The 12650-nt window shown below is 71.6% G+C and carries 11 protein-coding genes; 5 read left to right on the forward strand and 6 right to left on the reverse strand.

Annotation, left to right across the window (positions count from 1 at the left end):
- The first annotated feature begins 67 nt into the window (after positions 1–67).
- A complete protein-coding gene (locus tag VF092_14725; protein ID HEX6748549.1) occupies positions 68–2596 on the forward strand; it encodes a TonB-dependent receptor in 2529 nt (842 codons plus the stop codon).
- A 357-nt stretch (positions 2597–2953) separates the two neighbouring features.
- On the opposite strand, the gene VF092_14730 is transcribed toward VF092_14725, so the two are convergent.
- A complete protein-coding gene (locus VF092_14730; protein ID HEX6748550.1) occupies positions 2954–3124 on the reverse strand; it encodes a hypothetical protein in 171 nt (56 codons plus the stop codon).
- A gap of 212 nt (positions 3125–3336) precedes the next feature.
- On the opposite strand from VF092_14730, the gene VF092_14735 reads away from it, so the two are divergent.
- From VF092_14735 to VF092_14745, 3 genes are all read left to right on the forward strand, one after another.
- Positions 3337–4161: a 2,3,4,5-tetrahydropyridine-2,6-dicarboxylate N-succinyltransferase gene (locus tag VF092_14735; GenBank protein ID HEX6748551.1), complete on the forward strand. Its 825-nt coding sequence runs from the start codon at positions 3337–3339 to the stop codon at positions 4159–4161.
- A 1-nt stretch (position 4162) separates the two neighbouring features.
- Entirely contained in the window at positions 4163–5272 is a 1110-nt protein-coding gene (dapE, locus tag VF092_14740; protein HEX6748552.1) for a succinyl-diaminopimelate desuccinylase, read from the forward strand.
- A gap of 246 nt (positions 5273–5518) precedes the next feature.
- Positions 5519–6652, forward strand: a complete 1134-nt coding sequence (locus VF092_14745) for a pyridoxal phosphate-dependent aminotransferase (protein ID HEX6748553.1) — start codon at positions 5519–5521, stop codon at positions 6650–6652.
- A 93-nt stretch (positions 6653–6745) separates the two neighbouring features.
- On the opposite strand, the gene VF092_14750 is transcribed toward VF092_14745, so the two are convergent.
- From VF092_14750 to VF092_14770, 5 genes are all read right to left on the reverse strand, one after another.
- Positions 6746–7465, reverse strand: coding sequence for a hypothetical protein (locus tag VF092_14750; protein ID HEX6748554.1), 720 nt, complete (start codon positions 7463–7465; stop codon positions 6746–6748).
- 74 nt (positions 7466–7539) lie between these two features.
- Positions 7540–8901 carry a putative glycoside hydrolase gene (locus tag VF092_14755; protein HEX6748555.1) on the reverse strand — a complete coding sequence of 454 codons (1362 nt, stop codon included), beginning with the start codon at positions 8899–8901 and terminating at the stop codon, positions 7540–7542.
- A gap of 324 nt (positions 8902–9225) precedes the next feature.
- Positions 9226–9483, reverse strand: a complete 258-nt coding sequence (locus tag VF092_14760) for a hypothetical protein (protein ID HEX6748556.1) — start codon at positions 9481–9483, stop codon at positions 9226–9228.
- Positions 9484–9546: 63 nt separating this feature from the next.
- On the reverse strand, positions 9547–9783 hold the full coding sequence (locus VF092_14765) for a hypothetical protein (protein HEX6748557.1): 237 nt from the start codon (positions 9781–9783) through the stop codon (positions 9547–9549).
- 79 nt (positions 9784–9862) lie between these two features.
- Positions 9863–10099, reverse strand: a complete 237-nt coding sequence (locus VF092_14770; GenBank protein HEX6748558.1) for a hypothetical protein — start codon at positions 10097–10099, stop codon at positions 9863–9865.
- 272 nt (positions 10100–10371) lie between these two features.
- On the opposite strand from VF092_14770, the gene VF092_14775 reads away from it, so the two are divergent.
- Positions 10372–12234 carry a HAMP domain-containing sensor histidine kinase gene (locus VF092_14775; GenBank protein HEX6748559.1) on the forward strand — a complete coding sequence of 621 codons (1863 nt, stop codon included), beginning with the start codon at positions 10372–10374 and terminating at the stop codon, positions 12232–12234.
- The last annotated feature ends 416 nt before the right edge of the window (positions 12235–12650 follow it).

Genomic DNA, 12650 nt, shown 5'->3' on the forward strand with positions numbered 1-12650 from the left:
CGCTCCCGGGCGGAACGCGCACCGGCGCCTGGACCTTCTTCTCGAATCCCCTGACACCGATCTGATGATGAACCGCTTCGGTGGTACCCTGATGACCCTGGCGCTGGTGGCGGTCTCGACCGCCGCGCAGGCGCAGCAGACCGGCGCGCCCGCGGGCCCGCCGCCGTCGGGCGCGCGCCCCGGCGGAGCCGGGATGATGGCGGCCGGCGCGCAGCAGGCCGGCGGCACCATCCACGGCACCGTGCGCGACGCGTCGAGCGGCGCGGCGCTGGGCGGCGCCAGCATCGCCGTGCGCAGCGCGGCGGACTCGTCGCTGGTCACCGGCGCGGTGGCGCGCGCGGACGGCTCGTTCCGCATCGAGGGGGTGCGGCCGGGCACGTACTACCTGCGCGTCAGCCGCCTGGGCTACAACACGGCCACCGTCAGCCGCGTGGCCGTCACCGGTCCGCAGGCCGTGGCCGACGCGGGAACGGTGCGGCTGGCCGCCGGCGCCGTGGGGCTGGCCGGCGTCACCGCCACGGCGGAGCGCGCGGCCGTGGTCTCCACCCCCGACCGCACCGTGGTTTCCACCCGCGACATGCCGGCGGTGAGTGGCGGCAACGCGACCGACGTGCTGCGCAACGTTCCCGGCGTGGACGTGGACGGCGACGGCAAGGTCAGCCTGCGCGGCAACCAGAACGTGGCCATCCAGATCAACGGCCGCCCCGCGCCGCTCACCGGCGACGCGCTGACCAACTTCATCAAGCAGCTTCCCGCCAACCTGGTCGACCGCGTGGAGGTGGTCCCCAACCCCTCGGCCAAGTACGACCCCGACGGGATGGGCGGCATCCTGAACATCGTCCTCAAGCAGAACACCGACCTGGGCACCAGCGGCGGGCTCACGCTGGGCGGGGGCACGGGCGGCCGCTACAACGCGTCGGGCAACCTGGGCACGCAGCGCGGGCCGCTGACGCTGTTCGGCAGCTACGGCTTCAACCGCGAGGCGCGCGACGCCGAAGGGTACAGCCTGCGCTCGGCGCTGGTCGGCGGCGTGCCGCAGAACTACATCGAGCAGGTGATGACGGGCGACTTCCTCAACCAGTCGCACACCTTCAACGGCAACGGCGAGCTGAAGCTGGGCTCGCGCAACGTCCTCTCCTCGGCGTTCATGCTGAACAAGCGCCTGGGGAACCAGGAGAGCGGCAGCGGCGTGCGCTGGATGGACGCCGACCAGGTGACCACGGGCGACTACGACCTGCTGACCACCGGCCGCGCGCGCGGGCTGTCGACGGACTACCTGCTGGCGTTCAAGCGCACGCTGCAGCCCCAGCGCAACGAGTGGACGGCGCAGGCGCACTTCAACCGCTCGCGTGACCACTTCCTGAACGCCTTCCAGACGATGCCGGGCACGATCGCGCCCGCGCTGCTCGCGGGCGACTCGCGCAACGACCTGAACAGCGTCAACCGCCAGCTCGACTGGCAGGCCGACGTCACCCGGCAGCTGTCCACGGGAACGCGGCTGGAGGCGGGGTACAAGGGGATCCTGCGCCGGCTGGCCAACGACTACACGGTCGACTCGATCTTCGGCGGCGTGCCCGACCTGTCGCTGCGGCTGGAGAACGACTTCACCTACGACGAGAACGTGCAGGCGGGCTACGGGCTGCTGACGCAGACCATCACCCCGAAGCTGTCGGTGCAGGGCGGGCTGCGGCTGGAGCGGGCCTGGACCACCTTCCGGCTGGCCTCGGGCGAGTCGTTCGACAACGACTACACCAGCCTCTTCCCCAGCGCGGCGGCCACGCTGCAGGTGGGGCAGAAGGACCAGGTGCGGTTCAGCTACAGCAAGCGCATCAACCGCCCGGCCACGTTCCAGCTGAACCCGTTCCCCTTCGTGCAGGACCGGAACAACATCTTCGTGGGCAACCCCGGCCTGAAGCCCGAGTACACGCACGCCTACGAGGCGTCGTTCACGCACGCCACGTCGATGGGCAGCCTCACGGTGACGCCCTTCTACCGCCACACGGTGAACGCGGTACGCCGCTACCAGGCGTTCGGCAGCGACGGCGTCGACACCGCCACCTTCGCCAACCTGGCCACGGCCAACAGCTACGGCACCGACGCCAACCTGCAGCTGCGGCTGGGGCGGCTGAGCGGCTTCGTGGGGGCCAGCGCGTTCAAGATGGTCACCGACGGCAGCAACGTGTCCAGCGGGCTGGGCGCCGACGTGTTCACCTGGACGGCGCGGGCCAGCCTGAACTTCAAGCTGAGCCCCAGCACCGACGTGCAGTGGTTCCAGTTCTACCGTCCCGCGACGAACACCGAGCAGGGGCGCCTGGGGTCGATGGGGATGGCCAACGTGGCGGTGCGGCAGAAGCTGAGCGACAAGGCGTCGCTGAACCTGCGCGTGGCCGACCCGTTCGACGCCATGCGGTTCTCCTTCACCGCCAGCTCGTCGTCGTACTCGCAGGAGCAGCTGCGGCGGTTCAACGCGCGGGCGGTGTACCTGTCGTTCAGCTACAACTTCGGCCGGCCTCCGCGGCTGCGGATGCCGCAGCAGCAGCCGGAGCAGCCCGCCGGCGGCGACCAGCCCGGGATGCCGGGCGGTCCGGGGCAGTGATGGTTCGCTGAACGATGGGATGATCGAGGGGCCGCTCTCCAGGCTGGGGAGCGGCCCCTCGCTTTCTTTGCACCGCGGGGTTTGGGCGTGTTGGGCGCTGAGACGCCCAAACGGGCTGCGCGCGCCGTAGGCCACGATACGACTGTGGCCAACGGCGCCGGGCCCCCGCCGCGCCGATCATCCGCGCGATCCGCGGGCGAGGGGTGCACGCGCGGCGGCGTCCCGGCCCTCCGGGCGCGCATCCCTCACGCAGTATCGAGCCGTACCGACCCCAATCGGCCGTCACTCGACAACGAAACGACCCGCGCGGCATCCGTGCCGCGCGGGCTTCGTTCTCCTGCAATCCCGCCGGTCCGCTCAGCAGAGGTTGGTCGAGCAGGTCAGCCGCGTGTTGCACCCGGGAACGCAGCCGGGCAGCTGCGTGATGAATACGTTGGCATTCACCGTGCCGACCTGCGCCTCCGTCTCGCTCGTCTCGAACGTCTTCACCTCGAGTTCTTCCACCGTGAGCTTGAGCTTGCGGTCCATCGACGCCTCCCGCGAAAGGGTGTGATACAGGCCCGCCATCCAGCGGGTTGCATCACAATATCAGACACAATATGAAATTGCAACAACTCCGCGTGTCGGTCTCGGGACGTGGAGTTCAAGGGTGGAATCGCTTGTCTCCCCTCCCTGGTCCGGCTACGTTCCGCCGCCTTCATCACGGGGCGGAACCTACAGTCGCAAGGCGGAGACGAGGCATGCTGGAGCGGACGGAGCTGGAGCGCATCATCGGCAAGGCGTACCGCGACCGGTCGCTGCTGGACCGGCACGAGGCGCGCGAGGCCGTCGACACCGTCATCAACCTTCTCGACCGCGGCGAGCTGCGCGTGGCCGAGAAGACGGACGGAGGGTGGACGGTGAACGCGTGGGCCAAGGAAGCCATCCTCCTCTACTTCGCCATGCGGCCGCTGGAGCCGGTGGACGCGGGCGACCTGCGCTTCTTCGACAAGGTCCCCACCAAGACGAACCTCGAGGAGCAGGGGATCCGCGTCGTCCCGCCGGGCGTGGCGCGCTACGGCTCGTTCCTGGAGCCGGGGTGCGTGCTGATGCCCGGCTACGTCAACATCGGCGCGTACGTCGGCAGCGGCACGATGGTGGACACCTGGGCGACCGTCGGCTCGTGCGCGCAGATCGGGCGCAACGTGCACCTCTCCGGCGGCGTGGGGATCGGCGGGGTGCTGGAGCCGCCCGGCGCGTCGCCCGTGATCGTCGAGGACGGCTGCTTCATCGGCTCGCGCTCCATCGTCGTCGAGGGCGTGGTGGTGGAGGAGGAGGCGGTGCTCGGCGCGAACGTCGTCCTCACCGCGTCCACCCCCATCGTCGACGTCACGGGCGAGGAGCCGGTGGTGACGAAGGGCCGCATCCCCGCGCGCTCGGTGGTGATCCCGGGATCGATGCCGAAGGAGTTCCCCGCGGGCACCTTCCACGTCCCCTGCGCGCTGCTGATCGGCCAGCGCAAGGAGTCCACCGACCGCAAGACGTCGCTGAACGACGTGCTGCGCACCTTCAGCGTGCAGGTGTAGGGTGAGCGAGACCATCGCCGCGCCGGCATCGTCCGCCATCGCCGACGAGCTGGCGAGCCTGACCCTCGAGCTCTGCCGCATCCCCAGCGAGACCAGGCACGAGGCGGAGATCGCCACCTGGGTGCAGCACCGCTGCGTGGCTGCGGCGGGCGCCGACGCGGTGAAGCGCATCGGCAACTCCATCGTCTGCGATCCCTGCGTCGGCGCGGACGAGCGGCAGTCGCTCCCGGCCGTGGTCCTGGTCGGCCACCTCGACACGGTGAAATGCGCCGAGCTGCAGGACTACGCGGTGCGTGACGGGCGGGTGTACGGCTGCGGCGCCAGCGACATGAAGGCCGGGTGCGCGGTGATGCTGGTGCTGCTGGAGCGCTGGCGCGAGCTGAAGGGCGTGCGCCCGGTGTGGATCTTCTACGACGCCGAGGAGGGGCCCAGCGAGGAGAACGGGCTGCAGCCGGTGCTGGACAGCGGCGTGCTGCCGCCGCTGGACTTCGCGTTCATCCTGGAGCCCACCGACATGGGGCTGCAGCCGGGGTGCATGGGAACGATGCACGCGTCCATCACCGTCGCCGGCGTGCGGGCGCACAGCGCGCGGCCCTGGCAGGGCGAGAACGCCGTCTACCGGGCGATCCCGCTGCTGCAGAGCTTCGCGGCGCTCGAGCGGCGCCCCGTCACCTTCGGCGAGCTCACCTTCTACGAGGTGATGGTGGTGACGCAGGTGCTGACGGCGAACTCCAAGAACGTCGTCCCCGACGCGGTGACGCTGAACGTGAACGTCCGCTTCGCGCCGGGCACGACCGCGGAGGAGGCCGAGGCCGAGCTGCGCGCGATCGTGGGCGGCGACGGGGTGGTGGAGATCGACGACTGCGCGCCGTCGGGCGAGGTGCACCTGGACCACCCGCTGATCCGCGATTGGCGCCTGAGCGAGGGGCTGACGGTGCGCCCCAAGCAGGCGTGGACCGACGTGGCGCGCTTCACCTCGAACGGCATCCCCGCGGTGAACTTCGGCCCCGGCGAGACCTCGCAGGCGCACCAGGCCAACGAGTGGTGCTCCGTCGCGTCGCTGGAGTTCTGCTACGGCGCGCTGCGCAGGTTCTTCGAAGTGCAGGGGTGATCGCCCGCGAGCAAATGAAACGTGGGCGCGCCGCTACCACCGACATACATCCCCACGCTGAGTGCTCCCCGCCCCTGCGCAGCGGGGGAGGGGCCGGGGGAGGGGGCCACCGCGCGCAGCACGAATGCCCGCCGCCGTCGACGATGTCCTCACCCCTACCTCTCCCGGTACGGGAGAGGTGGACGGCCTGAGCCGGCCGGAGAGGGCGCGATCCCGCGTCGAGCACCAAATCCAATCACCGCGTAGATGAATCCCCTCCTCGCCGGCATCGCCCCGTCGCTCATTCGCGCGATCAACGCACGCAAGCGCCCCGGCGACATCGACCTGGGGCTGGGCGAGCCGACGCTGCGGCCCGATCCCGCGCCGTTCGAAGCCGCCCTGGCCCGCGTGCGCGACGAGGGCCTCCCCTACACCGCCAACGCCGGCGACCTCGCGCTCCGCGAGGCAATCGCGCGCTACTTCGCGTTCCCCGGCATGGACGCGGCGGCCAACGTCTGCGTGGCGATCGGCTCGGAGGAGGCGCTGTACCTCGCGATCAAGGCGGTGCTCGACCCCGCGCGCGACGAGGCGCTGATCGTGGAGCCGTGCTACCTCGCGTATCCCAAGCTCTGCGCGCTGGAAGGCATCCGCCATCGCACCGTACCGCTCGATGCGGCGGACGGCTTCCGCCCGCGCGCGGACCTCGTGCTCGGCGCGCTGGGCCCTCACACGCGGATGATCATCCTCAACACCCCGTGCAATCCCACCGGCCGCGTCTGGGCCGAGGGCGAGCTCCGCGCGCTGGCGGACGGGCTCGCCACGCGTCCCGGCGATCCGGTCTGGGTGCTCACCGACGAGGTCTACCGCGAGCTCCACTACACGCCCAAACGGCCGGCATCGATCGCGGAGCTGTATCCCCACGCGCTCGTCGCCGGCTCGCTGTCGAAGAGCAACGCGCTGACGGGGCTGCGGCTCGGGTGGCTGATCGGCGCCGCGGACGCCATCGCCGCGGCGACGAAGGTGCACCAGCTGGTGAACACCGCCGCCAGCACCTTTTCCAGCCACGTCGCGCTGGAGATCTTCCGCCGCCCGGAGACGCTGGCCGCGCACCGCCCGCTCTACGGCGAGCAGCGCGCGCTCCTGCTCGACGCGCTCGCGAGGAACGGCATCGCGCACGCGCCGGTGGAGGGCGCGTTCTACTGCTTCGTGCGGCTGCCGGAGCGCTGGGCGGGGGACTCGCTCGGCGCGGCGGAGCGGCTGCTGGACGAGCACCGCGTCGTCACCATCCCCGGGATCGCGTTCGGCGGCGCGGGCGAGGGGTGGCTGCGCCTCTCCTGGGTCGCCACGCCCGATGCGCTCACCGAGGGCATCGAGCGCATCGCCCGCTTCTTCGCGGCGTGATCATCCCCAAAAGAATTGGATAACACGGAGGGAACGGAGGAAACGGAGGAACTCATCGCGGTCCTCCGTTTCCTCCGTTCCCTCTGTGTGATTTCATCTCTTTCGTTTTTGAGGATCTTTCCTGGTCTCGCCGATGGGGACGGGTTTGGGCAGCGGCGGGATGGTCTCCTCGACGAAGACGATGGGGCCGGTGAAGCGCGGGACGCGGCGCACCTCGGCCGCGGAGAACGCCTCCGCCGCGAGCACCGCGCCCGGCGGCGGCGACTGGTTGCCGACGAAGGCCCACATCGTGTCGCGGCGGATCACGACGCTGTCGAAGCGCACGTCGTAGCCGCCGCTGGTCCTGGCGCCGGTGCCGGCCAGCAGGATCATCTCGCGGCCGAAGTCGAGCAGCACGGTCTTGTCCACCGTCAGCCGGCCGAGCACGGAGATCTCCGTCCAGTCGTCCTCGTCGCGGATGGCGCAGCGGAAGGCGGGCTGCAGCAGCGTGGCCGTGTCGCGGTAGAAGAGCGTGGTGCGGATGGGCGGCGGGAACGGCCCCGCGAGCGGCACCGGCGTGCGGTCGCGGCCGCCCTCGGGCGGCTGGCAGTAGTCGAGCATGTAGGCCTGCGGCTCCTGCTCCTCGGGCCGCTCCGGCTGCGGCGAGAACACCAGCCCCGACGTCGGCACCGCGGGCTTGCGCTGGGCCTGCGCGGCCAGCTTCTCGGCCACCTTGTCCGGCTTCTCAGGCTTCTGCGCCGCCTGCGAATCTCCGCACGCCAGCGCGGCCGCCGCCATCGCCGCCATCGCCATCGCCCATCCGATCCTTCGCATCGCGCCCCACCGGCAGGTCCGTCTCCATTGATCGCATCAACGCGGACGGACCCATCCCCGCACGCCCGGTGCCGTCACTGCTTCGCGGTCGTGGGTGGAGAGGGAGATTTCGCTGCCGTGTCCGTCTGCCGGCGCGCGGCGGCCTCGCGGCGGAGGATGGCGCGGCTCAGGCGGTCGTGCGGCACCTGCCAGCGCATCGGCCGCCAGCCGCCCCGCTCGAGGGCCGACGGGCCGCCGCGCTCCGGGCGCAGGGCGGAGACGTAGGGCTGGTAGTTCGAGCCGGGGTTCCAGAGGATCCACCCTTTCAGCCCCGCGTCGTTCGTCGCCTGGATCTGGTTGCGCACGCTGCCGGCGGTGTAGGTGATGCCGTCGTGCAGGTAGTCGGCGGTGAAGGCCTGCAGCCAGGGCGCGATCTCCGCCGTCCGCCGCCCCGGCCCGGCGACGAAGCCCGCACGCCGCACCCCATCCTCCAGCGCGATCCGCACCACCTCGTACGGGTGCGCGTTGGGGGCGCGGAAGCCGTAGTATCCCGCGTAGTAGTGCGACGGATAGACCATCGGGTGCAGGTTGTCGGCGGCCTGGACCACCTCCTCCCAGAGCTGCCCGATCCCCATGTCGTCCTCCACGTTCGTCATCACCCCGAAGATGTCGGCGCTGACGGGCACGCGGTACGGCGCCAGCCGCTCGCGCGAGTAGCGGATGAAGTCGCGGATGTTCTCCCACCGCGACTTTCCGCCGGAGCCGGGGAACGCCATGGTCGCGCGCACCGCGTCGGTAACGTCGGGAAAGCGCACGTAGTCCCACTGCACCTCGTGGAACCCCATGTCCAGCGCCTCGCGCGCGATGGCCAGGTTGTAGTCCCACACGCGCCGGTCGTACGGGTTCACCCACGGCTTCCCCTTGTTGTCCTTCCACACCGCGCCGCCGGTGGTGCGGATGGCCAGCTCGGGCTTCCGCTCCGCCAGCATGCGGTCCTTGAAGACGACGATGCGGGCGATGGGGTAGATGCCGTGCGCGCGCAGGGTGTCGAGCAGCGCGGGCATCCACTTCGACGCGGGGCGCTGGTCGGCGCCGATCTCGCGCGCCAGGGCGATGCCGGTGGAATCGTAGGTCAGATAGGTGTCGGACTCCTTCACGTCCACCACGAAGGCGTTGATCTCGGTGGTGTCGGCGATGGCGATGAGGTCGCGCATGCGCGAGCGCGAGCCGGCCGCCCAGCCGTTCACGTACAGCGCGCGCAGCGAGTCCGGCCGCGGGATGCGCGGCCCGCCGCGGACGCCGCCGCCCGCCGCCGCGCTGTCGCCATGCGCCGCCGCCTTCGCGGACGAGTCGGCGCGCGCGGGCGCCTTCGCGTCGCGCCGGGGCTGGCCGTCCGCGCCGCACGCCGCGGCGAGCACGAGCAGGAGGACGCGCGCGGTTCTGCCGGTTCCGGGCATGGGAGATGGGCCGCTGGTGGGGTGGGTGATGGGGATGGGAAAGCATACGCGGCCGAGGCGCGCGCCGCATCCCCCGTGAAGCGAACGCAGCCCGCCCGGACGTCCGTCAGACTGTGTGCCGGGGGAGATGATGGATCCTTCGGGCTTGCAGCCGGCGGCGCATGCCGCGAGGACGGTCTGGCCGCCCTCAGGATGACGTTGTTCGCGATCGCGAGCCGTCGCTTCGTCATCCCGCACTCCAGCACTCAGCACTATCCCCAAACGAAAACGGGCCCGGAACCGAATCCAGACCCGCCCACGCACCGACGCGACAGAGAAGCACCCTCACATCCCGGTGCTGTCCTTCTTCATCGTGTCGTGCGTCATGGTGTCGGAGCCCATGTTGTGCCCGGCCATGGCCGTGTCGGCGCCGGTGGGCGCGGACGGCGGGGTGGCGGGGGCGGTCACGGGGGCCGGCGGCGGCGCGGGCACGGCGTTGCCCACCGCGGTGGTGTCGGCGCCGGTGTCGTTCTGGCCGCTGTTGCCGCAGGCGCCCAGCGCCAGCGCGCAGGCCGCGGCGGTGACCGGGACGCGGAGCTTCATCTTCCGCTCGTGCTGCAGGGGGTGAAACGAAGCGGGGGCCGCTCGCGCGGCCCCCGGTCCGGATTACATCTTCTTCGTGGTGTCCGTCGCCGTCGTGTCCGTCATCGTCGAATCCATCGGCGCGGGCGGAGCGGCCATCGTGGTGTCCGTCGTCGTCGGGGCCGGCATGGTGGTCGGCGCCGGGGCGGTGGCGGTGGTGTCGGTGGTCACGGCGGTGGTGTCGCTGTCGCCGGCGTCGTCCTTCTTGCAGGCCGACAGCGCGGCCACGGCGGCCAGCGCGAAGATCGCGAGCTTCTTCATCGTACGGTTCCCTTGTGCACAGGGGGTGAAAAAACGGCCCCCGCGCCCAGCGCGCGGAGGCCGGTTGCCCGCTGGGGGCTTACATCTTCTTGGTGGTGTCCGTCGCCGTCGAATCCACGTGCGTGCTGTCGCCCGACGGATGCACGGTGTCGGTGTCGGTCGTCGTGGTGGTCGTGGTGGTGGTCGCCACGGTGTCCGGGTTGTTCACGACGGTGGTGTCGGTCGTGGTCTTCTCCGTCTCGCTGTCGCCCTTGCTGCAGGCGGCGGTCGCGGCGAAGGCGGCCAGGGCCAGGATGCTGAGGGTACGGATCTTCATCTCTTGTCTTCCTTGCGCAGAAGGGTCGTCTCTCCTCATCCCGCGGCTCCGCTTTCGCATCGGCTCGCGGTGTGCCCCGGGAAAGGGCAACGGGTGTGCCGGGGCCCGGCGCGCGCCCGCGAGGTGGCGAAAACCCGCGCCACGACTTAACTTCCACCCATTCCGGAGCCGCCCGCGGGGAAACGTTCGGAACGTCCCGAGCCCCGCGCGCTGTTCAGTGAACGCGCCGAAGGTGTTCAGTGAACACCCGGCGCCACCACCCGTCACCCCGGATGCCGCACCTGTTCCGACCGCTGCGGGGGCTGTCGCTCCGCGCCAAGGTGTTCTTCCTGTTCGCGGGGGCCGCGCTGGCCATCGTGGTGCCGGCGCTGCTGCTGATCGCCGACGCGGTGGAAGAGCGCGCCTACGCCAGCGCCACCGAGGCGCTCTCGGGCGCGCGCGAGGCGCTGGACAGCTGGAACGCGCGCGGCGAGAGCCAGGCGGCGGCGGCGCAGCGGCAGGCCGGCTTCCCGGACGTGGTGGCGGCCTGGCGCACGCGCCGCCACGCGGGGCTGGCGCAGGCCATCCGCGCCGGGCTCGAGGACGACGAGGCGGTCGTCGCCACGGATTCGCTCTTCCGGCCGATCCTGGCCGGCCCGGCCGTCGATTCGGCCACGCTGCGCGCCGCGGTGGGACAGGGAACGGTGGTGGTGCTGCCGCGCGCGGGACCGCCGCTGCGGCTGGGCGTGGCGCGGGTGTTCCGCGACACCGCCCGCCTGGAGCAGGCGGGCGAGGACTCGGCGCTGGTGGAGACGGGGCGCGACACCGTGACCCTGGGCTACCTGGCGCTGGGAACGCCGCTGGTGGCCGCGCAGATCCGGCGCGAGGCGGCCACGCCGGGCTCCGAGGTGGCGCTGGTGGTGGGCGACTCGCTGGCCAGCACCACCTTCGCCGACAGCGTGGTTCCCGAGGTGCGCCGGTTCCTGCGCCAGGGCGGCAACGTGCAGCAGCCCGCCTTCCGCGGCGAGACGTACCTGACCAGCCGCTACCGCATCCCCGCCGGCGGGGTGCCGACGACGGTCGTGCTCTTCCGCCGGGTGACGGCCGAGCTGACCATCGCCACGGGAATCAAGCAGAGCCTGTTCGGGATCGGGTTCGCGGCGCTGGCGCTGGCGCTGGTGCTGGCCGCGATCGTCGCGCGCATCGTCGCCCGTCCCACGCAGGCGCTGGCCGAGGCCAGCGTGCGCCTGGCGCGGGGCGACTACGCGGCGCCGCTCCCGCGCGACTCGGGCGACGAGATCGGCCAGCTGGCGCGCGCCTTCGGCGAGATGCGCGCGGCCATCGGCGAGCGCGAGCAGCGGCTGCGCAGCGCGCAGGCGGAGATGATCCACCGCGAGAAGCTGGCGGCGATGGGGCGGCTGGTCGCCCAGCTCTCGCACGAGATCAACAACCCCATCTACAACATCCAGAACTGCCTGGAGGCGCTGGAGCGCCGCGGCGACCCCAGCGACCCCAACCGCGAGTTCCTGGTGCTGGCGCAGGAGGAGCTGGCGCGGATGGCCACGCTCACCCGCCAGCTGCTGGACCAGAGCCGCCCGCTCTCCGACGCGGCGCAGCCGGTGGGGCTGAACTCGCTGGTGCACCGGGTGATGACGCTGGCCGCGCCCGAGCTCAAGTCGCGCGGGATCCGCATCTCCGCGCAGCTGGCCATCGACCTGCCGCAGGTCGTCGTCCACCCCGAGGGGATCCAGCAGGTGCTGGCGAACCTGGTGAACAACGCCTGCGACGCCATGCCCGGCGGCGGCACGCTCACGCTCACCACGCGCGCCGACGCGGACGCGGTGGAGGTCGTCGTCGAGGACACGGGGACGGGGATCGCGGAGCACGACCTGCCGCACATCTTCGAGGCGTTCTACACCACCAAGCCGGGGGTGGCGGGGATCGGGCTGGGATTGTTCGTGAGCGAGGGGATCATCCGCGGGCACCGCGGGCGGCTGTCGGTGGAGAGCCGCCTGGGCGAGGGAAGCCGCTTCACCGTGCGCCTCCCCCGCGAGACGCTGGACGAGGCCATGGGCGAGCCGGTGGACGGGGAGACGGCCGGCGGCGCGGAATCGAGCGGCGGCGAGCGCGCGGACGAGGTGGTGGGAGTGGGGTGAGCTGAGTCGCCGCAGCGGAGACGCGTGGAAGAAGGTTTGGCGCGGCCGCGGCGCGGGGCCCTCTCCCCCCGGCCCCCTCCCCCAAAACCGACTGGGGGAGGGGGAGACCTCAGCGCGACGAGAGGTTTCGGCGCGGGTGGGGAGGCATCCTGCCCGCCCGGCTGGCCCCCTCCCCCGGCCCCTCCCCCGCTCCGCAGGGGAGGGGAGAACTCAGCGCGGCACTTGCGGTGGCGTGGAGCACGGGACAAGTCGCCACGATCGCGTCGCACGTGAGGCGGGGCGTGCGAAAATGGCTGCGCCGTGCGCTCGAAGTTACCCCCTCCCGTTATCGGGAGGGGGTACGCGGCCCCAGCCGCGGGGGGAGGGTCTCACGGGCCCGCGGCGCGAGCCGGGCTGTGAGTAGCATCGATCCGAAT

This window comes from Longimicrobium sp., from assembly GCA_036377595.1.
Classification (GTDB): Bacteria; Gemmatimonadota; Gemmatimonadetes; order Longimicrobiales; family Longimicrobiaceae; genus Longimicrobium.